The organism is Burkholderia orbicola (genome assembly GCF_900100915.1).
Lineage (GTDB): Bacteria > Pseudomonadota > Gammaproteobacteria > Burkholderiales > Burkholderiaceae > Burkholderia > Burkholderia orbicola.
Genome location: NZ_FNKW01000002.1, coordinates 2484213 through 2508189, shown reverse-complemented (window position 1 = coordinate 2508189; position 23977 = coordinate 2484213). Strand labels below are relative to the sequence as shown.

23 protein-coding genes are annotated in these 23977 nt (G+C 68.1%); 7 read left to right on the top strand and 16 right to left on the bottom strand.

The features are described 5' to 3' along the window. Positions 1 to 58 precede the first annotated feature (58 nt). The 3 genes from BLS50_RS28110 to BLS50_RS28100 all read left to right on the top strand — a co-directional run bounded on the left by BLS50_RS28110 (position 59) and on the right by BLS50_RS28100 (position 4113). On the top strand, positions 59 to 1399 hold the full coding sequence (locus tag BLS50_RS28110) for an MFS transporter (protein ID WP_080486931.1): 1341 nt from the start codon (positions 59 to 61) through the stop codon (positions 1397 to 1399). A 14-nt stretch (positions 1400 to 1413) separates the two neighbouring features. Then, positions 1414 to 2754 (top strand): amidase family protein, encoded by a 1341-nt coding sequence (locus tag BLS50_RS28105; protein ID WP_074806785.1) that lies wholly within the window; start codon positions 1414 to 1416, stop codon positions 2752 to 2754. A gap of 117 nt (positions 2755 to 2871) precedes the next feature. Beyond that, the gene (locus BLS50_RS28100) at positions 2872 to 4113 is read left to right on the top strand and encodes an NAD(P)/FAD-dependent oxidoreductase (RefSeq protein ID WP_074805851.1); all 1242 of its coding nucleotides are present in this window, start codon (positions 2872 to 2874) and stop codon (positions 4111 to 4113) included. A 52-nt stretch (positions 4114 to 4165) separates the two neighbouring features. Here BLS50_RS28100 and BLS50_RS28095 read toward each other — a convergent pair whose 3' ends face one another. The 10 genes from BLS50_RS28095 to BLS50_RS28050 all read right to left on the bottom strand — a co-directional run bounded on the left by BLS50_RS28095 (position 4166) and on the right by BLS50_RS28050 (position 14758). Continuing rightward, positions 4166 to 5311, bottom strand: a complete 1146-nt coding sequence (locus BLS50_RS28095; protein ID WP_074805847.1) for an alpha-hydroxy acid oxidase — start codon at positions 5309 to 5311, stop codon at positions 4166 to 4168. A gap of 182 nt (positions 5312 to 5493) precedes the next feature. Continuing rightward, on the bottom strand, positions 5494 to 6261 hold the full coding sequence (locus BLS50_RS28090) for a FadR/GntR family transcriptional regulator (protein ID WP_069231518.1): 768 nt from the start codon (positions 6259 to 6261) through the stop codon (positions 5494 to 5496). A gap of 68 nt (positions 6262 to 6329) precedes the next feature. After that, a complete protein-coding gene (locus BLS50_RS28085) occupies positions 6330 to 7220 on the bottom strand; it encodes an L-fucono-1,5-lactonase (protein ID WP_074805845.1) in 891 nt (296 codons plus the stop codon). A gap of 67 nt (positions 7221 to 7287) precedes the next feature. Continuing rightward, positions 7288 to 8229, bottom strand: a complete 942-nt coding sequence (locus BLS50_RS28080; RefSeq protein WP_074805842.1) for an ABC transporter substrate-binding protein — start codon at positions 8227 to 8229, stop codon at positions 7288 to 7290. Positions 8230 to 8311: 82 nt separating this feature from the next. Then, positions 8312 to 9349, bottom strand: a complete 1038-nt coding sequence (locus BLS50_RS28075) for an ABC transporter permease (protein WP_006480700.1) — start codon at positions 9347 to 9349, stop codon at positions 8312 to 8314. A 27-nt stretch (positions 9350 to 9376) separates the two neighbouring features. Continuing rightward, entirely contained in the window at positions 9377 to 10915 is a 1539-nt protein-coding gene (locus tag BLS50_RS28070; protein ID WP_074805839.1) for a sugar ABC transporter ATP-binding protein, read from the bottom strand. A 12-nt stretch (positions 10916 to 10927) separates the two neighbouring features. After that, positions 10928 to 11704 (bottom strand): SDR family oxidoreductase, encoded by a 777-nt coding sequence (locus BLS50_RS28065; RefSeq protein WP_074805836.1) that lies wholly within the window; start codon positions 11702 to 11704, stop codon positions 10928 to 10930. An 88-nt stretch (positions 11705 to 11792) separates the two neighbouring features. Beyond that, positions 11793 to 13070 (bottom strand): L-fuconate dehydratase, encoded by a 1278-nt coding sequence (locus tag BLS50_RS28060; RefSeq protein ID WP_074805833.1) that lies wholly within the window; start codon positions 13068 to 13070, stop codon positions 11793 to 11795. Positions 13071 to 13093: 23 nt separating this feature from the next. Further along, entirely contained in the window at positions 13094 to 13936 is an 843-nt protein-coding gene (locus BLS50_RS28055; protein ID WP_074805830.1) for an ureidoglycolate lyase, read from the bottom strand. Between the two features lie 57 nt (positions 13937 to 13993). Continuing rightward, positions 13994 to 14758, bottom strand: a complete 765-nt coding sequence (locus BLS50_RS28050; RefSeq protein ID WP_074806781.1) for an SDR family oxidoreductase — start codon at positions 14756 to 14758, stop codon at positions 13994 to 13996. A gap of 666 nt (positions 14759 to 15424) precedes the next feature. Here BLS50_RS28050 and BLS50_RS28045 point away from each other — a divergent pair. From BLS50_RS28045 to BLS50_RS28035, 3 genes are all read left to right on the top strand, one after another. Beyond that, positions 15425 to 15715: a DUF3331 domain-containing protein gene (locus BLS50_RS28045; RefSeq protein WP_006484717.1), complete on the top strand. Its 291-nt coding sequence runs from the start codon at positions 15425 to 15427 to the stop codon at positions 15713 to 15715. Between the two features lie 170 nt (positions 15716 to 15885). After that, positions 15886 to 16872 carry an oxidoreductase gene (locus BLS50_RS28040; protein ID WP_074806778.1) on the top strand — a complete coding sequence of 329 codons (987 nt, stop codon included), beginning with the start codon at positions 15886 to 15888 and terminating at the stop codon, positions 16870 to 16872. Positions 16873 to 17086: 214 nt separating this feature from the next. Continuing rightward, positions 17087 to 17389 (top strand): DUF4148 domain-containing protein, encoded by a 303-nt coding sequence (locus BLS50_RS28035; protein ID WP_006480691.1) that lies wholly within the window; start codon positions 17087 to 17089, stop codon positions 17387 to 17389. A 193-nt stretch (positions 17390 to 17582) separates the two neighbouring features. Here BLS50_RS28035 and BLS50_RS28030 read toward each other — a convergent pair whose 3' ends face one another. From BLS50_RS28030 to BLS50_RS28005, 6 genes are all read right to left on the bottom strand, one after another. After that, positions 17583 to 18788, bottom strand: a complete 1206-nt coding sequence (locus tag BLS50_RS28030) for a TauD/TfdA family dioxygenase (RefSeq protein WP_074805827.1) — start codon at positions 18786 to 18788, stop codon at positions 17583 to 17585. Between the two features lie 23 nt (positions 18789 to 18811). Then, on the bottom strand, positions 18812 to 19768 hold the full coding sequence (locus BLS50_RS28025; protein WP_074805824.1) for an alpha/beta hydrolase: 957 nt from the start codon (positions 19766 to 19768) through the stop codon (positions 18812 to 18814). A gap of 49 nt (positions 19769 to 19817) precedes the next feature. Further along, positions 19818 to 20306: a thioesterase family protein gene (locus BLS50_RS28020; protein WP_074805820.1), complete on the bottom strand. Its 489-nt coding sequence runs from the start codon at positions 20304 to 20306 to the stop codon at positions 19818 to 19820. Between the two features lie 10 nt (positions 20307 to 20316). Further along, positions 20317 to 21282, bottom strand: coding sequence for an L-carnitine dehydrogenase (locus BLS50_RS28015; RefSeq protein ID WP_011547128.1), 966 nt, complete (start codon positions 21280 to 21282; stop codon positions 20317 to 20319). A 90-nt stretch (positions 21283 to 21372) separates the two neighbouring features. Continuing rightward, complete coding sequence (locus BLS50_RS28010) at positions 21373 to 22302, bottom strand: beta-keto acid cleavage family enzyme (protein WP_074805817.1); 930 nt, start codon at positions 22300 to 22302, stop codon at positions 21373 to 21375. A gap of 61 nt (positions 22303 to 22363) precedes the next feature. After that, entirely contained in the window at positions 22364 to 23317 is a 954-nt protein-coding gene (locus BLS50_RS28005) for a choline ABC transporter substrate-binding protein (protein WP_074805815.1), read from the bottom strand. Between the two features lie 394 nt (positions 23318 to 23711). Here BLS50_RS28005 and BLS50_RS35625 point away from each other — a divergent pair, with 394 nt between their 5' ends. Further along, on the top strand, positions 23712 to 23930 hold the full coding sequence (locus tag BLS50_RS35625; protein ID WP_124480107.1) for a hypothetical protein: 219 nt from the start codon (positions 23712 to 23714) through the stop codon (positions 23928 to 23930). The last annotated feature ends 47 nt before the right edge of the window (positions 23931 to 23977 follow it).

Sequence of the window (23977 nt, the reverse complement as noted above, 5' to 3'; positions counted from 1 at the left end):
GGTCGCGCGGTCGCGCGGTCGCGGCAGCCGCCCCGAAGGCCACCTGCACGGAGTCACCATGACGAATCCCAACGGTGCCGCCACGCCGCGCGGCATGCAAGCCGGCCCGCCGGCGCACGCGCAAGCCGTCGCCCCCGGCCTCGATGCACTGTATGCACGCCTGAGCCGGCGCATCATTCCGCTGATCCTGGTCTGCTATTTCTTCGGCTATCTCGACCGCGTCAACGTCGGCTTTGCGAAGCTGCAGATGGTGACGGACCTGCACCTCACGGACGCTGCGTACGGCGTGGGTGCGGGCCTGTTCTTCGTCGGCTACCTGCTGCTGCAGGTGCCGGCCGGCTGGCTCGTGCGGCGGATCGGCGTGAAGCGCTGTCTCGCCGGCTCGATGCTGACGTGGGGCATCGTGTCGGTCGCCACGCTCACGACCCGCGACACCGCGAGCTTCTACGCGCTGCGCTTCCTGCTCGGCGTGACCGAAGCGAGCTTCTTTCCGGCCGTGATCGCGTACTTCAGCGTGTGGTTTCCGTCGCACCGGCTCGCGAAGGTCATGGCGTTTCTGTTTCTCGCGATGCCGCTCGGCGTGATCGTCGGCGGCCCGCTGTCCGGCTGGATCATGGACGCCACGCACGGCGGCTTCGGGCTGCGCGGCTGGCAGTGGATGTTCCTGATCGAAGGTCTGCCGGCCATCGTGCTGGGGGTGTACCTGCTCGCCCGTGTCACGGAGCGGATCGACGATGCAACCTGGCTGACCGATACGGAAAAGCGGATGATTCACGCGGAGATGGCGCAGGAAGCGGCCGGCAAGCGCACCCGCCTCGGCGCCGCGCTGCGCGAGCCGACCCTGTGGCTGCTGTTCGCGACGTCGTTCCTCTACAACGTCGGCAACTACGGGCTCGTGTTCTGGATGCCGACGATGATCAAGGCGCTCGGGTCGTTGAGCAACCTCCAGATCGGCCTGGTCAGCGCGATCCCGTACCTGGTCGCGTCGGTCGCGATGGTCGCGAACGCGCAGCATTCGGTGCGGACCGGCGAGCGCCGCTGGCATACGGCGCTGCCTGTCGCGATCGGCGGCATCGCGCTGCTCGCGAGCCTCGGCATGCGCACGCATCCCGTGCTCGCGGTCGCGTGCCTGACCGTCGGCGTGGCCGGCATCATGAGCACGCTCGCGATGTTCTGGAGCCTGCCGTCGCGAATTCTCGCGGGAGAAGCGGCCGCGGGCGGCGCCGGGCTCGTCAACATCGGCGCGGCCGTCGCGGGTTTCGTCGGCCCGACGCTGATGGGCTATGCAACCGGATTGACGGGCAGCACCGAGCTCGGTGTGGCGCTGCTCGCCTTCACGCTGTTCGCCGCCGCTGCGCTGATCCTGTCGATTCCGCGCCGGCTCATGGTGCGCACGTGAGCGCGGCGCCATCGATGCGCAGCGCGCTGGCGTTGGCGGCGAAGGTGCGCGCCGGGCAGGTGAGCGCGATGTCGCTCGTGCAAGCCGTGCTCGCCGACATCGCCGCCCGCGACAGCGCGATCAACGCGTGCGCAGCCACCTTCGACGAGCGAGCACGGCGCGATGCGCTGCGCATCGACCGCCTCGTGTGGGCCGGACGCGACCCGGGCCCGCTGGCCGGCGTGCCGTTCCTCGTGAAGTGGAACATCGACGTGGCGGGTTATACGACGGTTGCCGGATCGCCGGCGCGCGCGACGTTGCCGCCCGCCGTCGCCGATGCGACGATCGTTGCGCGAATGTGCGCGGCCGGCGCGGTCCCCATAGGGGCGACGCAGATGGATGAACTCGCGTGCGGCGCCACCGGCGTGAATCCGCACTACGGCGCGGTGCGCCTCCCGGCCGACCCGACACGCATGACAGGCGGCTCGTCGAGCGGCTCGGCCGCCGCGGTCGCCGCCGGCTACGTGCCGCTCGCGCTCGGCAGCGATACCAACGGCTCGATCCGCGCACCGGCGGCGCTGTGCGGCGTATGGGGGTTCCGGCCCGGCGACGGACGGCTGTCGCGGGCCGGCTGCCTGCCGTATGCCGACTCGCTCGATACCGTCGGCGGGTTCGCGAACGATGTCGACGATCTTGCGGTGCTGTATGACACGCTGCGCGAAGCGCATGTACCGCACGCGCAACGGCCGCGCGATCCGGCCGCCCCGCTTCGCGTCGCCGTACTGGCCGGTGATTTCGAAACACATGCCGATGCGGATGCGCAACGCGCTGTCCGACGTGCAGCGGCCTGCCTGCGAGCGAACGAAACAGTAGCAGTCGCCAGCGACGAAGTCGCGCACGTGCGCGAAGCGGCGCTCGTGATCTCGAACGTGGAGCTCGCGCGCGCCCATCACGGTTTGGTCGACGCGCCGGCGGCGCTCGTCTCTGAACACCTGCGGTCGCGCCTCGCTGCCGGCCTCGCGACGTCCGACACCGCGTATCGGCGCGCGCTTGCCCACCGTGCCGCCTGGCGTGCGCGCATCGCGGTGCTGTTCGCGCGCTACGACCTGCTGCTCGCGGCCGCGACGCCCTGTGCAGCGCCGCGCATCACCGACGCGACCGTCGATGTCAACGGCGTCGCACTCGAACCCGCGAAGACGCTCGGCCTGCTGACGCAACCGATCTCGTTCGCGGGGCTGCCGGTCGTCAGCGCGCCGTGCTTCGCATCGGGCGAACTGCCGGTCGGGGTGCAATTGATCGGTGCACCCAGCGACGACGCGGTGTGCTTCGACGCCGCCCGGCAGTTCTCGGCCGCATGGGCCGACATGCTCCGTTAGCGACGCGCCCCTTGGTGCCGCGCGCCGCCGCGAGTATGCTTGCAGCTCGAACATTCTCCAACCGGGCGCGCGCGCCGCACCGCGGGCAAGCGCCCCGCCAACCGTCACTCACCATCGATGGATTTCGACGTCATCGTTCTCGGCGCCGGCATCGTCGGCGTCTCCGCCGCGCTGCACCTGCAGGATCGCGGCCGCAAGGTCGCCCTCGTCGATCGCGGCGCGCCCGGCGAAGGCACGAGCTTCGGCAATGCCGGGCTGATCGAGCGCTCGTCGGTCGAACCGTATCCGTTCCCGCGCAGCCCGTTCACGCTGATGCGCTATGCGCTGAACCGCTCCACCGATCTCTACTGGCACAGCGCGTCGCTGCCCGCGTTCGCGCCGTGGCTCGCACGGTTCTGGTGGGAATCGGCGCCGCCGCGTCACGCAGCGGCCTCGCGCGACATGCTGCCGCTGATCGAGCGCTGCATCGTCGAACACGACGCGCTGATCGCGCGGGCCGGCGCCGGCGAACTGGTCCGCGCCAGTGGCTGGCTGGAAGCGTTCCGCACGCCGGCCGCATTCGAACGCGGCGTGGCCGAGGCCGGCCTCACCGCGCGCCGCCACGGGCTCGGCATCACGCCGCTCGATGCGGCCGCGCTGCGCGCGCACGAACCCAGCCTCGCACCGGGCTTCTGCGGCGCGCTGCACTGGCTCGACCCGAAAAGCGTCGTCGACCCGGCCGCGCTCGTCAAAGCGTATGCGCACCTGTTCGTGCAGGGCGGCGGCACGCTGCTGACGGGCGACGCCGCGAGCCTCGACGCGCTGTCGCCCGGCTGGCAAGTGCGCACCGACGACGGCCCGGCGGCCGCGCCGGCCGTCGTCGTCGCGCTCGGCCCGTGGTCCGACACGGTGTTCGGCAAGTTCGGCTACAAGATCCCGCTGCGCGAGAAGCGCGGCTACCACATGCACTACGCGCCGTCCGCGTGCGGCGTGCCGTCGGCGCCGATCGTCGATCGCGAATACGGTTATGTAATCGCGCCGATGCGGCGCGGGCTGCGACTGACGACCGGCGTCGAGATCGCGCGGCGCGGGCTTCCGCCCACGGGCGTGCAGCTCGAACGCGCGGAACGCGTCGCGCGGCCGGTGTTCGGTTTCGGCGAGCGGCTCGACCCGCATCCGTGGCTCGGCTTCCGGCCGTGCACGCCCGACATGCGCCCGGTGATCGGCCCCGCGCCCGCGCATCGCGGGCTGTGGTTCGCGTTCGGGCACAACCATCACGGGCTGACGCTCGGCCCCGTCACCGGCCGCCTGCTGGCCGAGATGATGACCGGCGAGGCGCCGTTCACCGACCCGGCACCGTATCGCGCGGACCGCTTCTGAGCGCGCGATGCCGGCGCCGGCACGCAGGCCGGGATGGCGCCGAAACCCGCCGTCAGCGAAAACGAAGCTGGTTTCGCCCGAGCTGCGCGACGGATGCGCAGCCCATGAGCCGCATGTCGCGTTCGATCTCCGTGCGCATCAGTTGCAACGCACGCTCGACACCGGGCTGCCCGGCAGCGGCGAGCGGGAACAGGTAATAACGCCCCAGCCCGACGGCCTTCGCCCCCAGCGCCAGCGCCTTCAGTACGTGCGAACCCCGCTGCACGCCCCCATCCATCATCACGTCGATCCGGTCGCCCACCGCGTCGACCACCTCGGCGAGCTGGTCGAACGCGGCGCGCGAACCGTCCAGCTGCCGCCCGCCGTGGTTCGACAACACGATGCCGGTACAGCCGATGTCCGCCGCCCTGCGGGCGTCGTCGACCGACATCACGCCTTTCAGGCAAAACTGCCCGTTCCACTCGCGCACCATCGCGGCGACGTCGTCCCATGACATCGACGGGTCGAGCATGTCCGTGAAGTAGCGGCTGATCGACATCGCGCCGCCGCCCATGTCGACATGCCGGTCGAGCTGCGGCAAACGGAACCGCTCGTGCGTCAGGTAGTTGACCGCCCAGGCCGGCTTCAACGCGAACTCGGTCAGCCCCGCGAGCGTCAGCCGGAACGGAATCGAGAAGCCGGTGCGCTTGTCGCGCTCGCGATTGCCGCCGGTGATGCTGTCCACCGTCAGCATCATCACGTTCACGCCGGCCTGCCTCGAGCGGTTCATCATCTCGCGGTTGAGGCCGCGATCCTTGTGAAAGTAGAACTGGTAGACCTGCGGGCCCGGGCTGATTGCGCGGGCTTCTTCCAGGCTCACGGTACCGAGCGACGACACGCCGAACATCGTGTCGAATTTCGCGGCTGCTGCGGCGACGGCCCGCTCGCCGTCATGATGAAACAGGCGTTGCAGCGCGGTCGGCGAACAATAAACCGGCATGCCGAGCTTTTGCCCCATGACCGTCACCGACAGATCGACATCGCGCACGCCGCGCAGCACGTTCGGCACCAGATCGCAGCTTTCGAATGCGCTCGTGTTGCGTCGATACGTGGTTTCATCGTCGGCCGCACCGTCGATGTAATTGAAGATCGGCCCCGGCAACCGCCGCTTCGCCAGTTCGCGGAAGTCGTGGAAATTGTGGCAATCGTTCACGCGCATTCGTCACACTCCATTCGGCGCGCGGGCGGCATGCCGGCGGGCCGGCACGCGTCGCTCGCGTCGCTGCGTTCGTTCTATACCGACGTCCGGTGTCCTCGCGCGGGACGGTGGCCGTATCGGCACCCGGAACCGCGCCGCATCGCGCCACCGCTGCCGACCCTGCAGCGAATCGATTCGCACGCTCAGTCGAGCGCGCGGCCGAAGATGCGAATCACTTCATCGAGATGCTCGGCCATCGCTCGGCGCGCGGCGTCGGGGTCGCGCGCGCGGATCGCATCGAGGATCGCACGATGTTCCAGCTCCGACCGGTGCGGCATGTCGTTCGGCATGTACAGCGACTGCAGCCGCTGGAACATCAGGTCGTACTTGTGCGCGAGCAACTGCTTGATCATCAGCGCATACGCGGCGTTGTCGCTCGCCTCCGCGATGCGGATATGGAACAGCCGGTCGCCCGGGTGCGTGAGCGAGCCGCTGCGGTTGTCGTCCTGGTTGCGCAGGAATGCTTCGTGGATGCCTTCGATCTGCGCGTCCGAGCCGTGCTTCGCGGCGAGCGCCGCGGCTTCCGGCTCGATCAGCCGGCGCGCCTGCAGCAGCGCGAACGGCGGGATTTCGGTGTCGAGATCGAGCGCGATGCCGAGTTCCGGATCGATCTCGACGATCGAGAACGGCGCGACCGTCGCGTCGGGAGCCGGCGCGGGTTCGGGCGCCGCGGCCGCTTCGGGATGGCGCACCTTCACGCCGTCGCCGACGCGCACGCTGACGAGTCCGTTCACTTCGAGCGCGATCAGCGCCTCGCGCACCGACGTGCGCGACACGCCGAACCGTTCGGCGAGTTCGCGCTCGGGCGGCAGATAGCTGCCCGGCGGGAAATCGCCGGACTCGATCATCGCACTGAGCTTGTCGGCGATCTGCTGGTAGAGGCGGCGGTTCTGAATCGGCTGGATGGACATACGTTGACGCTGGTAATCGGTTTCGTTCCGGACGGCCTGTCAAATCGCACAGACCGTTCGCGCCTATTTTATATGCCGCGCTTCACATCGCCCGGCACCGCGTAGCAGCGCGCGGCCGTGCCGCCCCACAACGCGCCGCGCTCGGCCGCCGACAGGCGCGATTCAGCCCAGCGTTCGACCAGCGACGCAACCTCGTCATACGACGCCGCGAGCAGGCACACGGGCCAGTCCGATCCGAACATCAGCCGCTGCGGGCCGAACGCGTCGAGCGCCGCGTCGAAGCACTGCTCGATATGCCGGATGTCCTGGCCACGCAGACCCCGCCGCCAGTCGGCTTCGGTCACGAGCCCCGACAGCTTGCACGCGACGTGCGGCAGCGCGCCCAGCTCACGCAGCGACGCGCGCCAGCGCGCGAGCGCGGTGTCGTCACGCTCGAACTCGGCGAGCGCCGGCTTGCCGACGTGGTCGAGCACGAGCCAGTGCGCATCGTGCCGCGCGCAGAACGCACGGACGTCCGGCAACTGGCGTTCGAACACGAGCACGTCGTACACGTAGCCGTTCGCCTGCAGCCAGGCGACGCCGCGATTGAAAGCGGGATCGGCGACGAACGCGCCAACGTCGGCTTCGTCCTGCACCTGATGACGAAAACCACGCAGCTTCGGGCTGCGCCACTCGGCGACGCGGTCGGCCAGCGCCGGCGCACCGAGATCCTCCCAGCCGACCACCGCCGCGATGCGTGCATCGTCGCGCGCCAGATCGAGCAGGAACGCCGTCTCGTCACGGCCGGCGCGCGCCTGCACCGCGATCGACGCGCCGAGCGCCTGCGCATGCATCTGCGGCCACAGTTCGTCGGGCAGGTAGTCGCGTGCGAGCACGCCCATCCCGGGGCCGATCCACGGATAGTCGGCCGCGCGATAACGCCAGAAGTGCTGATGCGAATCGATACGCACTGCGCCCATGATGCCCTCGTGTTCAATCACCGCGGCGGCGACGGCCCGCAGCGTCGCCCCCGCCCATCCGCCACGTTCAGTCGTACAACACCGCCGCGATCTTCGGATCGCCGATATTGGTCTTGTCGTACCAGTAGAACCCGGTATCGATGACCTTCGGCAGCTTCTCGCCCTTGATCGCCTTCACGGCCGCCTCGACCGTCTTGTAGCCGATCCCGATCGGGTTCTGCGTGATCGCGCCGGCCATCAGCCCGCTGCGAATCGCGTCCTTCTGCTGCTTGCCGGAATCGTAGCCGACGATCACGACCTTGCGCTTCATCTCGCGCACGCCGTTGACCACGCCGATCGCCGAACCTTCGTTGGTGCCGAACAACCCCTTGAGCTTCGGGTACGCCTGCAGGATCGACTTCGTCACTTCGGTCGACTTCAACTGATCGCCTTCGCCGTACTGCACGGTCACGACCTGCACCTTCGGGTGCGCGGACTTCATCCGGTCGAGGAAGCCGTCGCGGCGGTCGATGCCGGTGCGGCTCGTCTGGTCGTGCGAGACCACCGCCACCTGCCCTTCGTCCCCGATCAGTGCGGCGAGCTTGTCGGCCGCAAGGGCGGCCGCGGCCTTGTTGTTGGTCGCGGCCGTCGTCACCGGGATGTCGCTGTCCACGCCCGAGTCGAACGCGATCACCGGGATCTTCTCGGCCTGCGCCTTCTTCAGCAGCGGCAGCGCGGCCTTGCTGTCGAGCGCCGCGAAGCCGAGCGCGGCCGGCTTCTTCGCGATCGCGGCCGACAGCATGTCGATCTGCTTGTCGACCATCGCCTCGGTTTCCGGCCCTTCGAACGTCACCTTCACCTTGTAGTCCTTCGCGGCCTGCGTCGCGCCCGATTTCACGGCCTGCCAGAACTGATGCTGGAAGCCTTTCGAGATCAGCGGGATATAGGTTTCCTGCGCCTGCGCGCCGGCCGTGACGCCCGCGGCGAACGTCAGCCCGACGATCGCGTTCAACACCTTGCTCCTGATCACTTCGCGTCTCCTTGGTTGGTATCGACTGAAATGCCGGCCCGGCCGGCGGTGAAGCCCATGCCCTGGCGCCTCGGTATCGGCGTCAGCGGCGACGCCGGCGCAGGATGTCCACGTAGACGGCGAGAATGATGATCACGCCCGTCACGACCGTCTGCCATTCCTGCGCGACCGACATGATGCGCAGGCCGTTGGTCAGCACGCTCATGATGAACGCGCCGATGATGGTGCCGACGATGCTGCCCGCGCCGCCCGACAGCGACGTGCCGCCGATCACGACGGCCGCGATCGCATCGAGCTCGTAGCCCTGCCCGAGCGCCGGCTGCGCCGAGTTCAGCCGCGACGCGATCAGCAGGCCGGCGATCCCGCACACCGCGCCGCTGAACGTATAGACGGCGATCTTCCACGCATCGACGTTCACGCCGGACAGCCGCAGCGCCTCCTCGTTGCTGCCGAGCGCGAACGTGTAGCGGCCGAAGATGGTCCGGTTCAGCACGATCGACGCGCCGATCGCGACGAGAAACAGGATCAGCACCGCGTTGGGAATCGGTAGCGCGGGAATGAGGTTGCCGATCAGCGAATCCTGCGCGATCGACGTGAAGCCCGGCGTGTCGTTGAAGTAGATCGGCCGCGTGCCCGAGATCACGAGCGACAGCCCCTTGAGCAGCATCATCATGCCGAGCGTCGCGATGAACGGCGGCACCTTCATCTTCGCGATCACGAAGCCCGACACGCAACCCGACAGCGCGCCGAAGCACAACGCGGCCAGAATCCCGAGCGGCAGCGGCATTCCCCATTTCGTCAGCACGACGCCGGCCATCACCGCGCAGAACGTCATCAGCGTGCCGACCGACAGGTCGATGCCGGACGTGATGATCACGTACGTACAGGCGACGGCCAGCACGCCGTTCACGGCGGTGGCCTGCAGGATCGACACGAGGTTATCGACTTCGAGGAAGTTCGACGATGCGAAGCTGAAGAACACGATCAACAGCACGAGGCTCGCGAACGCGAGCAGCTTCTGCCGCGCGGCCGGGTTGAAGAAGCGCGATTTCAGGCTCGACGCGGCGGCCGGCGTGTCGCCGGTGGCGAGGGGCGGAACGGGATGCGTATCGTTGGACATGATCGTTAGGCGTCTGAATCGGGACAATCAGGACAACACGGTCGACTCGCGCTGCGTCGCGAGCTGCATGATCTTTTCCTGCGTGGCGTCGGCCGCGCGCAATTCGCCGGTCACGCGGCCTTCGCACATCACGAGAATCCGGTGGCTCATGCGCAGCACCTCGGGCAATTCCGACGAGATCATCACGATCGCCTTGCCGTCGGCGGCGAGCGCGTCGAGCAGCTTGTAGATCTCGCTTTTCGCGCCGACGTCGATGCCGCGCGTCGGCTCGTCGAAGAACAGGATGTCGCAGTCGCGCAGCAGCCATTTCGCGATCACGATCTTCTGCTGGTTGCCGCCCGACAAGAGCCGCGCGGGCTGCGCGACCGACGGCGTGCGGATCGCGAGCTGCCGCACGTAAGACTGCGCGGCCTCGCGCATTCCACGCGCATCGAGAAACAGGCCGCGGCGCACGAAGCGGCGCATGCTCGACAGCGCGATGTTGTTCTGCACGTCCATCCCGACCGCGAGCCCGAAGTGCTTGCGATCCTCGGACAGGTAGCCGATGCCGTATTTCACCGCGTCGGCCGGCGTGCGGATCGTCACGGCCCGGCCGTTCACGCGGATCTCGCCCGCATCGACCGGGTCCGCGCCGAACACCGCGCGCGCGACCTCGGTGCGGCCCGCGCCCATCAGCCCGGCGAAGCCGAGAATCTCGCCGCGCCGCAGCGTGAAGCCGACGTCGCGGATCGCGCGGCCGCGCGACAGCCCACGCACTTCGAGCGCAATCTCGTTCGCGGACGTATCGGGCGGCGTGCGGCTTTCCGTATCGAGCTGGCGGCCGACCATCATCGAGATGATCGATTCCATCGACGTGTCGGCCATCGGCACGGTCGCGACATACTTGCCGTCGCGCATCACGGTCACGCGATCGGCGATCTGGCGCAGCTCGTCCATCTTGTGCGAGATGTAGACGATGCCGACCCCATGCGCGCGCAGGTCGCGGATGATGCGGAACAGCTCGGCGATTTCCGCGTTGTTCAGCGCTGCGGTCGGCTCGTCCATGATCAGCGCGCGCGAGTCGAACGACAGCGCCTTCGCGATCTCGACCATCTGCTGCTTCGCGACCGTCAGTCGGCCGACCGGCGTGCGCGGATCGAGATCGAGCCGCATCCGCTGGAAGATCGCGGCCGCGTCGCGGTTGAGTTTCTCTTCGTCGACGAACACGCCGAAGCGGCCGCGCGGCTCGCGGCCGATGAAGATGTTCTGCGCGACGCTCAGGTGGTTCATCAGGTTCAGCTCCTGATGGATGATGCCGATGCCGAGCGCCTGCGCGGCACGCGGGTCGGCGATCTCCACCGGGCGGCCGTCCATCCGGATCTCGCCCGCGTCGCGCTGGTAGACGCCCGCGAGGATCTTCATTAGCGTCGACTTGCCGGCGCCGTTCTCGCCCATCAGCGCATGCACTTCGCCCGCGCGCAGGTCGAAACGGCAATCGTCGAGCGCCTGCACGCCCGGAAAGCGCTTGCCGATGCCGGTCAGCGCGATCAGCGGCTGCGTGGTGTTCGGGTTCAGGTCGGGTTGCATCGCGCGCGGCTCTCAGCTGATCGCACGATCGAGATGCGTGTAGCCGCCATCGACGAACAGCCACTGGCCCGTCGTGTGCGACGCACGCTCCGACAGCAGGAACACCGCTGTATCGGCAATTTCGTCGGCCGTCGTGAAGCGCTGGCCGAGCGGCACCTTGCCGGCAATTTCCGCGACCTTCGCTTGCGGATCGTCGAAGCCGGCGATCCAGTTCTGATAGAGCGGCGTCATCACCTCGGCCGGAATCACCGCGTTCACGCGCACGCCGTCGTTGCGCAATGCGACGGCCCATTCGCGCGTCAGCGCGAGTTGCGCGCCCTTCGACGCGCAATAGCCGCTCGTGTTGCCCTGCCCGGTCACGGCCGTCTTCGACGAGATGTTGACGATCGCGCCGCGCGCCGCCTTCAGGTGCGGCACGCAGTAGTGCGCCATCACGTAGTAGTGGATCAGGTTGCGTTCGAGCGACGCGACGAACGCATCGCGCCCGGCGTCGAGCCCGATGCTGTCGTTGATGCCCGCGTTGTTGACGAGGCCGTCGATACGGCCGAAGCGGGCGAGGGTCTGCGCGACGCCGTCGCGGCACTGTGCGTCGTCCTGCAGTTCGACAGTGACGCACGCGGCGCGCGGCTGTTGCTGCGTGAGTTCGCGCCAGAAGCCGTCGTCCGGCGCGTGGCGCGCGAACACCACGGGAACCGCGCCTTCGCCGGCCAGCCGCATCGAGATCGCGGCGCCGATACCCGACGCGCCGCCGGTCACGATCACGACCTTGTCTTGCAGATTCAAATCCACTTCGCGTCTCCGTCGTTCATGTTGTCGCCGCGCACGATGCCCACGACGCACACCATGCAAATGGCGCGCCGTCGTGCATTGCCCTGCGTCAGCCGCGGAACCGGTACTGCTCCAGCGATTCGGGCTTCATCTCGATCGAGAAACCGGGCGCCGTCGGCGGCATGTACGCCGCGCCGCGCACCACGCACGGTTCGACGAAATGCTCGTGCAGGTGATCGACGTACTCGGTCACGCGCCCTTCCTTCGTACCGGAAATGCACACGTAGTCGATCATCGACAGGTGCTGCACGTACTCGCACAGCCCGACGCCGCCCGCGTGCGGGCACACCGGCAGCCCGTATTTCGCGGCCATCAGCATCACCGCGAGAATCTCGTTCACGCCGCCGAGCCGGCACGCGTCGATCTGCACGACGTCGATCGCGCCGCGCGCGATGAACTGCTTGAACAGCACGCGGTTCTGGCACATCTCGCCGGTCGCGACCTGCACCGGCGCGATCGCCTCGCGGATCTTGCGATGCCCCTCGACGTCGTCGGGGCTCGTCGGCTCCTCGATGAACCACGGCCGCGCGAACGCGAGTTCGCGCACCCAGTCGATCGCCTCGTCGACTTCCCACACCTGGTTCGCGTCGATCATCAGCTTGCGGTCGGGGCCGATCACCTCGCGCGCGATCGTCACGCGGCGGATGTCGTCCTCGAGGTTCGCACCGACTTTCAGCTTCACGTACTCGAAACCTTCGTCCACCGCCTCGCGGCACAGCCGGCGCAGCTTGTCGTCGCTGTAGCCGAGCCAGCCGGCCGACGTCGTGTAGCACGGGTAGCCGTCGCGCTCCAGCGCGGCGATCCGCGCGGCCTTGCCGGGCGCCTGCCGGCGCAGCAGGTCGAGCGCTTCGTCCGGGCGCAGGCAGTCGGTCAGGTAGCGGAAGTCGATCGCCCGCACCAGCTCCTCGGGGCTCAGGTCGGCAACGAGCCGCCACAGCGGCTTGCCGACGGCCTTCGCCCACAAATCCCACACCGCGTTGACGACGGCGCCCGTCGCGAGGTGGATCGCGCCCTTGTCCGGGCCGATCCAGCGCAACTGGCTGTCCGACGTCACGTGCCGCCAGAAGCGGCCCATGTCCTCGCGAATCCAGTCGAGGTCGAGGCCGACGACGAGGTGACGCATCGCGTCGATCGCCGCGCAGCAGATTTCGTTGCCGCGCCCGATGGTGAACGTGAGCCCGTGGCCTTCGAGCCCGTCGCGGTCGGTTTCGAGCACGACGTAGGCCGCCGAATAATCGGGGTCCGGATTCATCGCGTCGGAGCCGTCGAGCTGGCGCGAGGTCGGAAAGCGCACGTCGAGGACGCGCATCGATCGAATGATAGGCATGACGAACCGTCCGTTGAAGGGAATCAGGCCTGCACGGTGCGCTGACGCTGCTCGCCGAGCCCGTCGATGCCGAGCGTGATCACCTGTCCGGCGCGCAGGTAGACGGGCGGCTTCTGCCCGAGGCCAACGCCCGGCGGCGTGCCGGTCGAGATCACGTCGCCCGGTTGCAGGCTCATGAAACGGCTCAGGTAGCTGATCAGGTGCGGCACGCGAAACACCATCGTCGCGGTCGTGCCGTTCTGGTAGCGGTGGCCGTCCACCTCGAGCCACAGCCGCAGCGCGTGCGGATCGGGCACTTCGTCGGCCGTCACGAGCCACGGGCCGATCGGGCCGAACGTGTCGTTGCCCTTGCCCTTGTCCCACGTGCCGCCGCGTTCGAGCTGGTATTCGCGCTCCGACACGTCGTTCACGACGCAGTAGCCGGCGACGTGCGACAGCGCATCGGCTTCGTCGATATAGCGGCCGCCCTGGCCGATCACCACGCCGAGTTCGACTTCCCAGTCGGTCTTCTCCGAGCCGCGCGGGATCTCGACGTCGTCGTTCGGGCCCGAGATCGCGCTCGTCCACTTGCCGAACACGACGGGCTCCTTCGGCACCTCCATCCCCGATTCGGCTGCGTGATCCGAATAGTTGAGCCCGATGCAGATGAACTTGCCGACACGGCCGACGCACGCGCCGAGCCGCGGCGTGCCTTCGACGAGCGGCAGCGACGAAGGCGGAATGTCGCGCAGCCGCGTGAGCGACGCAGGCGTCAGCGCGTCGCCGGCGATGTCGTCGATCACGCCGGACAGGTCGCGAATGTGACCCTGTGCATCAAGCAGGCCCGGCTTTTCATGGTGTTTGTCGCCAAATCTCAGCAGTTTCATAGCGTTGTCTGAACGGAAAGGGGAGGTGAGCGGAAAGGGGTGGTCAGTTCGACACGGTCAGTTTGACCAGCCGCCGTCGATCAGGTGAATCGTGCCGGTGGTGAACGACGCTTCGTCGGACGCCAGGTACAGCGCGAGCGCGGCCACTTCGTCCGCGCTGCCGATACGGCCGATCGGCTGGCGCGCGACGAACGCCTGGCGCACCTCGTCGGCGGACACGTGGCGCGTGTGCGCCTGGTCGGCGATCCGCTGCTCCAGCGACGGCGATTCGATCGTGCCCGGGCAAATCGCGTTGCAGCGGATGCCGCGCTCGACGAAATCGGCGGCCACCGCCTTGGTCAGCCCGATCACGGCCGCCTTGGTGGTGCCGTACACGAAGCGGTTCGGCACGCCCTTCACGCTCGACGCGGCCGACGCCATGTTGACGATCGACCCGCCACCGGCTTCGAGCATCGCGGGCAGCAGCGCGCGGATCAGCCGGTACATCGACGTGACGTTCAGGTTCAGCGAGAACGCCCACGCGTCTTCGTCGCACTCGAGGATCGAACCGTGATGCACGTAGCCCGCGCAGTTGAACAGCACGTCGAACGCGCGTTCGCTCGCGGCGAGCGCGGCGACCTCGTTCGCGGCGGTGACGTCGAGCCGCCGCGTGACCAGCCGGCCGCCCGCGCGTTCGGCGTCGGCCTCGAGCCGCACCAGCGCCGCTTCGTTGATGTCGGTCGCCAGCACGTCAGCGCCCTCGCTCGCGAACCGCAGCGCGGTCGCGCGGCCGATACCCTGCCCGGCCGCCGTCACCAGCGCGCGTTTGCCCTGCAATCTCATGAGCATCTCTCCGAAAAAGCCGGCCGCCAGTCGGCCGATTGGCACAAAGGACTAAAGGTCCAACCAATCATAGGAAGGGATCGCCCGTTTGTCACGGAATCGCGATTCAGTATTTACCCGGGGCGGATCAATCCGTCCGGCACGCAAGAATGCGGCGTGCGAGCGACATTGAAGTCCGGCCTCTCGATTCGCGCAAACCCAGTACCGGCGGGCGTTCCAGTCGATTCTTCAGCGACGTTCGGGACGGCGGCCGCGCCAAACTGACAAAAAAGTCATGTTCGCGTCAGGGTGCCAACGGGTGGCGCACGCCATCATGGTGTTGCCGGACCGCGCTTCCGGTACATCGCCTCCCCGCCCGCGCCGGATCCCTGCGGGCACCTCCGTCCCCTGGCGATGTATCCCGTGACTGGGCGAGCAGACACGGCGCGCGGGCCGATTTTCCGCCCCGGGCTTTCCGTCCGGGGCTTTTTGTTCTTGGTTTTTCAAGAAAATAAGCGTGGATTGTTTCTAAATCGGCAAAAGGTAATTTGAGCCAGACAGGATGTTTTTTCCGGTCACAGACGCTTACATTTAGCGCACCACTCATGGAAACCCCTACGGATTCCCCCTTGGGTAGTGACACCCACTGCCATGGCCGAACCCGCACGGGCTTTAGGAAACGGCAAAATGAAGGCCTCCAAATCCCTGCCTGCGCTCGATCCCGCCGACGTCCACGTCGAAATCCTCGAACGTTCCGATACGCTGCTCGTCGTCCGCTGGGTCGAGCCCGGCCGCTGTCACTACGGCGAGCAACGCTGGCGCCGCCGCTTCGCGCAGCGCACCGGCACCTGCGCGCTGTCGCGCCAGGTCATCCATCGCGGCGACGAAGTGTTCCGCCCGGCCGAGCGTCCGGCCCCCGCGAACGCCGCCGCCATGATCTCCGCCGCCGAGGTACTCGCGCTGGCCGGCAGCAGGTAACACCTGCCGGCCGTGCGCCAGGCTGGCGGCGCCACGCTATCCGCCAGCCAGTCCTAGAAGCGCCGGTCTAATTCCTCCGCTTGTCTGCTCCGTCCGCCCGCACTATCGTTACACCACTCAATGTAACGATTACGTGCGGCGGCCGACCGGCCGCGTCGATGGAGGCAGACATGCATGCATGGAGCGCGCGCCACGTCCCGGCGCAAGGCGGCAAGGTCGCGGTCGTGACCGGCGCCAACAGCGGTCTCGGCTGGCACCTCGCGGAAACGCTGGCCGCGAAAGGCGCGACGGTCGTGATGGGCTGCCGCGACGCCACCCGCGGCGCGCAGGCCGCCGACGCGATCCGCCGGCTTCATCCTCATGCACGCGTCGAAGTCGATCCGCTCGACCTCGCCGATCTCGCGTCGATCGCCCGTTTCGCGGCCGACGTCGGTGAACGCCACGGCCGCGTCGACATCCTCTGCAACAACGCCGGCGTGATGTTCCTGCCGCTGCGGCACACGCGCGACGGCTTCGAGATGCAGTTCGGCACCAACCACCTCGGCCATTTCGCGCTGACCGGCCAGCTGCTGCCGGCGCTGCGCGCCGCACGTCGGGCGCGCGTCGTCACGATGTCGAGCGGCTTCAACCGCGGCGGCCGGATTCGCGTGGACGACCTGCGCGCCGCGCATCGCTACAACCGTTATCTCGCCTATTGCGACAGCAAGCTCGCGAACCTCGTGTTCGCGCTCGAGCTGCAGCGCCGCTTCGAGCGCGCGGCGTTCGCCGGCATCAGCGTCGCCGCGCACCCCGGCTATGCGGCGACCAACCTGCAGTTCGCGGGCCCGGCGATGGACCGCTCGCCCACCCGCGCCGCGCTGATGCGTGCCGCGAACCGTTATCTCGCGCAGCCGGCCGATCAGGGCGCGCTGCCCGCCATTCATGCGGCCACGTCGCCCGATCTGGCCGGCGGCGCGTACATCGGCCCGTCCGGCTGGTTCGAATCGCGGGGGCTGCCGGCACCGGCAAACGTGCCGCGCGCGGCGCGCAACGTGGCAACGGCGGCGTTGCTGTGGGAAGCCTCGGAAGCCGCGACGGGCGTGCGCTTCCTCAGTTCCGGCGCACCCGCGGGCCGCGCGTCGGGCCGGCCGTTCGATACGGCGGCCGAAGCACGCTGAATCGCGCGCCGCCGGCCACGGTATTCTTCATACTTATTACGCCAACCGAAAAGAAAGCCCGTTGAAAGACTGTTTCGACGCCTCACTGTTACCAGTCAGGAAACAATTTATCGTCAAATTCAGCGTTTACCCTGAACACGCCGGTGACTAACATTTGATCAATCGCTCAAGACATGGTGTCGAGAGCGAACTCAATAAAACACCGGAGGTCACCATGAAATCGCTCGTTTCCGCAGTCGTTGCCGCTGCCGCCCTGTCCGCTTCGTTCGGCGCATTCGCTCAACAAAGCACCGTGACGCGCGCTCAAGTGCGCAACGAACTGGTCCAGCTCGAACAGGCCGGCTACAAGCCGGGCGTGTCGAGCCCGTACTACCCGAACGACATCCAGAGCGCCGAAGCGCGCGTTCATGGTGTCGACAGCAGCGGCTACGGCGCGCAACCGGCGCCGCTCGTCCACTCGGGCGCGCCGGCAGCCGCTTCGTCGAACGCACGCGACTCGATCTTCTTCGGCCAGTAAGCCGACGCGCCCCCGGCGGGCGCCGCGCGTCGCGCGATGAAGTCACGCAGTCCTGACGAGCCCCCTTCGCGGGGCTCGTCTGTTTTGTGAAACGCATACCTCCGCCGCCCGGCAGCGGGTGGCTTCGCCCGGGCGCCTCGCGTCCGGGTGCTTTTTCCCGGCGAGGTGTGCGAGAAGATGCCGTGTATGTCGGTCAGCCGGCCACGGCCGCGGCCCCGGCCGGCGCCGACCGCGACAGCACGCGCCAGCGCGACAGCAACTCGTCGCGATCGACGTAACAGCCCTGCAGGTGCCGACGGCCCGTCGACGGATCGAACCCGGTGCGCGCATGCAGCACGCGCCGGTTGTCGAACGCCCACATGTCGCCCGCCCGCAGCCGGCGCTGTACGCGAAACCGCGGCTCGCGCGCCAGCGCGAGAAACCGCCGGTACGCACGATAGACCGCCGGGACCGAACCGGCCGGCGCATCGAGCGGCCCGCGCAGGAAGTTCGCGACGCGCACTTCCGTCACGTTGCCGCGTGCATCGAGGCCGATCACCGGCGCCGAACAGCGGTAGTCGCTGTTCGCGCTCTTGTTCCAGAACTCGAACGGCGTCGATGCGAGCGACTCGAAATCGTCCGGATGTTCGCGCCGCAGCGCATCCGCGAGCGCGAAGCCGTCGAGGAAAATGCTGTCGCCGCCCGTCGCGTCGTTCGCGAGGCAATGCAGGAACTGCACGCCCGGCTGCAATTCGCGCGTCGGCAGGTCGGTATGCGGCGGAAGATTCAGCGACGTATACGCATTGCTGTCCGGGCGCGGCTTCGATTCGACGTCGAACAGCACACCGAAATTACTTTCGCGGATCAGGCCGACACGGCGTGCGATCTCGTCGACGCGGCCGCGCTCGGCCGGCACGCCTTCGACGAGCGTGAGCCCCGTGCGCTGCAACGCGCCGAGCCATGCGAGCAGCGCGCGGTCGTCCTCCATCACGTCGCGCCACGCGAATACGCCGATCGCCGTCGCATCGTCGCCGGTCCATACGTGCCGCCCGTGCGCGGCCAGACGCTCGGCGCGCGACGCGTCGTCGTACGCATGCGCACGCAACCAGCCCGGCGACCACGCGCTGCGGTGCCCGTCGTTCCATTCCACATACAGCGCGCCGTCGGTCTCGACGTGCACGGTGAGCGCCGACAGATCCTCGCGCGCATCGGCGATCTCGAACACCTGTTCGCGCGTGATCGCATGCACGCACGCGGAACACGCGCAGTTGTCGCGCAGCCAGTCGAAATGGAACGGCGAGCGTCGCGCGTCGCTCCACTCGACCTCCACTGCGTCATCGCCGATCGTCGCCGCCGCGATCGCCGCGTCGGCCGAAAACGTCCGCCAGTCCTCGATACGGTGTTGCGCCGCTGCCTGCATCGTTGCCTCCCGGAAAACGCCCGCTACGCGTGTGGTGCGAGCAAGAACCCGCCGACCAGCCGGTGCATCCGCGCGGCCTGCGGACTCGTCCCGAGCGCGCGCCAGCAGCCGTGCACCAGCCCCTCTCCCATCCAGTAGCGCGCGATACCGCCCGCCGCGCGAATCCGTTCGACGTACACGCGCGCATCGTCGCGCAGCGGATCATGCTCCGCGCCGATCGCGAGCACCGGCGGCAAACCGTCGAAGCGTGTAGCTTCGAGCGGCACCGATGCACGCAACAGCGGGTTGCCGTCGCGCAGCACGTCGGCCAAGTCGCCGCCCCAGTACAGCGCGCGATAGCGATGCACATCGTCGAGCGTCAGCATCGGCGCGTACGCTTCCGCCTCGCGCGCGGGCGACTGCGGTTCGAAACCGAGCATCGGATAGACGAGCGCGATGCCGTCCACGTTGCGTTCGCCCGCATCGCGCAGCGCGGTCGCCACCGCCGCCGCGAGCATCCCGCCCGCGCTGTCGCCCGCGAGCGTCAGCGGAGGCACGCACGGCCCGAACGGCCAATGCGCGTCGCGTGCGGCACGCGTGACTTCCAGGCAATTGTCGAGCGCGGCCGGCGCACGGTGCTCGGGCGCGAGCCGATAGTCGACGGCGATCACGTCGAGGCCCGTATCGGCCGCCAGTCGCGCGGTGATCAGCGCATGGCTGTCGAGCGAGCCGACGACGAAGCCGCCGCCATGAAAAAACAGCACCGTGCCGCGCGGCGTGCCGTGTGCGCACGTATAGCGCCGCAGTGCGATCGTGCGGCCGCCCGGTGCGCGCCACACGGCGTCGTGCTGCACGATGCCGGCCGGCAGCGCGGCCGGCGTCCATTCGGCCGCGAAGCGGTCGTAGAGACGGCGCTGCTCGTCGGGCGAACGCGCCGCCGCATCGGCCGGATACCACGCGTCGACGGCCGCGACGAACGCCGCGATTTCCGGTTCGAGCATCCTGTGCGCTCCGCGGTCGAAGATGAAGATCGAAAGGTGCAGCGGGCCGCTAGCGGCGCGGCGGCAGTCCGATCACGCGGCCTGCATAAGCCGGCGCCGCGCACTCGCGCTGCAACGCATGCAGTTCGGCCACGCGCGCGGCCACGTCGTCGTCGAACGGCGCCGATTTCGCGCCGTCGCGCGTATCGACGTGCAGCAGCATCTGCTCGCTCGCCGACACCGCGTCGTCATGCCCGCCGGCGAACAGTTCGAGATACAGGTGCAGCCGCTTCGCGTCGTGCGCGAGCACCCGTGCATCGACGCGCACCGGCGCGCCCTCCTTGATCTCGTGCAGATAGTTCACGTGCGCTTCGAGCGTGTAGACCGAGCGTCCCCGCTCGCGGCGCGCGGCGTCTTCGAGGCCGATGCGATCCAGCAGCGCATCGGTCGCGAAGCTGAAGATCAACAGGTAGAACGCATCGCGCAGGTGGCCGTTGTAGTCGACCCATTCGGGCCGCACGACGTCGCGGTAAATCGTCAGCGGGGTATCGCCCGTCATCGCCTGTCCTTTAGTCCTCGAATCGCATCCCGTGCCGCGCCTTCACCGCGGCAATCGATTTCAGCACCTCGGTGATGCACTCGTCGCGATAGCGTTCGAGCTCCTTGATGCTGCGCGTGCCCTGCTGTTCAGTCGTGCCTTCGACGACGCTGTCGATCAGCGCGTCGGTCAACGTCGGCGCGACCAGCTTCGTCCACGGCAGTTCGAGCGCGGGGCCGAATTGCTGCATGAAGTGTCGCATGCCCGCGTCGCCGCCGGCCAGCGTGTAGGTCAGGAACGTGCCCATGAACGACCAGCGGATGCCCGCGCCGAAGCGGATCGCATCGTCGATCTCGCCGGTCGTCGCGACGCCTTCGTTGACCAGATGCAGCGCCTCGCGCCACAACGCTTCGAGCAAACGGTCCGCGATGAAGCCCGGCACTTCCTTGCGCACGTGCAGCGGCCGCATGCCGAGCTTGCGATAGACCTCCATCGCGCCCTCGACCGCTTCCGGCGACGTGCGCGCGCCGCCGAGCACCTCGACGAGCGGCAGCAGATAGACGGGATTGAACGGGTGACCGACCACGCAGCGCTCCGGATGCGTGGCCCGCGCGTAGAAGTCGGTCGGCAGCAGCCCCGACGTCGACGACGCGATGATCGCGTCGGGCTTCGCCGCGCGGCTGATCTGCTCGTGCAGTTCGAGCTTCAGCGCCTCGCGCTCGGGCGCGCTCTCCTGGATGAAATCCGCATCGGCGACGCATGCCTCGATCGTCGATACGAAGCGCAGCCGCGCGGGATCGGCGCCTGGCGCGAGGCCAACGCGTTCGAGCGCGGGCCACGCGTTCGCGACGTTCGCGCGCAGCCGCGCTTCGGCGCCCGGCGCCGGGTCCCACACGACCACGTCGAGACCGTGCGCGAGCGCGCGGGAAATCCATCCGCTGCCGATCACGCCGGTGCCGATGGCGGCAAACGTCTTGATGTCGGTCTTCACAGCCATGTCAACGCATCCTTCGAATCAGGGGAAATCGGTCGGCGGCCGCGCGTGGACGCATGCCGCCGTGCCATGTCAGTCAGTGGGTGAAAAAGCTCACGCGAATTCGGCGATCGCACGACGTTCGAGCAGTCGCTCGCCGCGCGCCGGCAGGCCGAGCTTGCGACGCCCTTCGGCCGGCGTCAGTACGCGGCCGCCGAGGCGCTCGACGATCTCGCGGGCGCGCTCGACGAGCGTGCCGTTGGTCGCATGCACGCCGCGGTCGAGCCAGATGTTGTCTTCGAGGCCCACGCGCACGTGGCCGCCGAGCAGCATCGCCTGCGCGACCATCGGCATCTGCATGCGGCCGATCCCGAAGCCGGCCCAGTGCGCGCCGGGCGGCAGGTTGTCGACCATCGCCTTCATCGTGCCCGTGTCGGCCGGCGCGCCCCACGGAATGCCGAGGCACAGCTGGAACAGCGGCGGATCGTCGAGCAGCCCTTCCTTGAGCAACTGCTTCGCGAACCACAGATGGCCCGTATCGAAGATCTCCAGCTCCGGCTTCACGCCGAGTTCCTGGATGCGCTTCGCGCCGGCGCGCAACTGCGCGGGCGTCGACACGTAGATGTAGTCGCCGTCGCCGAAATTCAGCGTGCCGCAGTCGAGCGTGCAGATCTCGGGCAGCAGTTCCTCGACGTGCGCGAGGCGCGTGAGGCCGCCGACCAGATCGGTGCCCTTGCCGAAGCGCATCGGGTCCTCGCCGGGGCCGATCTCGAGATCGCCGCCCATGCCGGCCGTCAGGTTGATGATCACGTCGACGTCGGCCGAGCGGATGCGGTCGACCACTTCGCGATACAGGTTCGGGTCGCGGCTGCCGCGCCCCGTCTGCGGATCGCGCACGTGGCAGTGGGCCACTGTCGCGCCGGCCTTCGCGGCTTCGATCGCGGCGGCCGCGATCTCCTTCGGCGTGACCGGAATCGCCGGATGCTTGCCGACCGTATCGCCCGCGCCGGTGACGGCACAGGTGATGATGACTTCGTGGTTCATGCTGGATGCCTCGCTTGATTCGGGTTGTGTCGCATTGCTAACAGCGTATGGGCGCAGGCCATCACAGGCCGAGATACGCCTTCACGGCAGGCAGGCCGTCCTTGCCGTCGAACGTCTTGACGCCCGCGAGCCACGGATCGAGCACCTGCGGGTTCTTCTTCAGGTACGCCTTCGCGGCCTCGGCCGGCTTGGTCTTGTTCATCACCGACTGCATCAGCTGGTTCTCGAGCTGCGTCGAGAAGCGCAGGTTCATCACGAGCTTGCCCGCGTTCGGGCAGCGCGCGATGAAGTCCGGCGCGGTGAGCGTGTACACGCGCGCCTCGCCGTAGTTCGGGCCGAACGCGGCGTCGCCACCGGACAGGTAGTTCATGCTGAGCTGGATGTTCATCGGATGCGGCTCCCAGCCGAGGAACACGACCCACTTCTTGTCGCGGACCGCGCGCTCGACCGTCACCAGCATCCCCGCTTCGCTCGATTCGACGAGCTTGAAGCCGCCGAGCCCGTACTGGTTCGTGTCGATCATCTTCTGGATCGTCGCGTTCGCGCTGCTGCCCGGCTCGATCCCGTAGATCTTGCCGTCGAGTTCCGCGCGGTGTTTCGCGATGTCGTCGAAGGTCTTCAGGCCGGCCTGGTATGCGTAGCTCGGCACCGCGAGCGTCGCCTTCGCGCCGGACAGGTTCGGCGGTTCGACGACGTTGATCGATTTGCTGTCGAGGAACGGTTGCAGCTGCTTCTGCTGCACGGGCCACCAGTAGCCGAGCGACACGTCGAGCTGCTTGCTCTTGAGGCCGGCGAACGAGATCGGCACCGACGCGATCGTCGTGGTCGGCTTGTAGCCGAGCGCCTCGAACACGGTCGACGCGAGCGCCGTGGTCGACGTGATGTCGGTCCAGCCGATATCCGCGAAACGCACGGTCCGGCAGGTCGCGGCCTCCGTCTCGGCCAGCGCGGCGTGCGTGAACGCGCCGGTCGCCAGCACGGCCGCAGCGAGCGCGGCGATCTTCGTCGACTTCATGGTTCGGTTCCTCCCGGTTGGTCTCGCGGCAGCCGGTGCGCGGAGTGTGCGCCGGCCTGCATCGTGGGAGTAAAAGTAACGAGCCATATTCGCCGCGAGAAGACCGGCGGCGACCTGTTCTTGCCTGTTTGCGACTATGAGTGGAAACCACTAGGCTGCGCTTGAGGCTTGCTGGACGGGGGTTTGGGGTTTTTCTGGCGTGCGGAGAGATTGCCCGGATGCGGCGCACGCCTTTCGATTCCGCCACGGCCTTGCTGACAGACTTCCGACACGTCGCCGGATGCCGTGTGCGGGCCCTATGCTGGCAGTCGCCGGGCGGTCGTGCGCGGCCCGCCCGTTGCCGCGCCGCCCCGGGCCCGGATACTGCACATCACTGAAATGGAGGGAGACGAACATGACCGGCCGTCGCGATGTCCGTCTCCGGTTTTCTTCGGCCAGGAGCAATACGATGCTTGTCGCTTTCTTCGTCGTCGCCCTTTTCGCCACCATCGTGGCCATGCATCGCGGCGTGACGCGCGGCGCGAATGCGAAACTTCGCGCGCGATTCGACGCGGAAGGCCCGCGCGGCGAGCTATCGCGGCGGTTGATGCGCGACGCGGGGTACCGCGTCTGAGTCATGACGTCGGTTCGACCGAACACACGGGCCGATCAGGAAGCGGC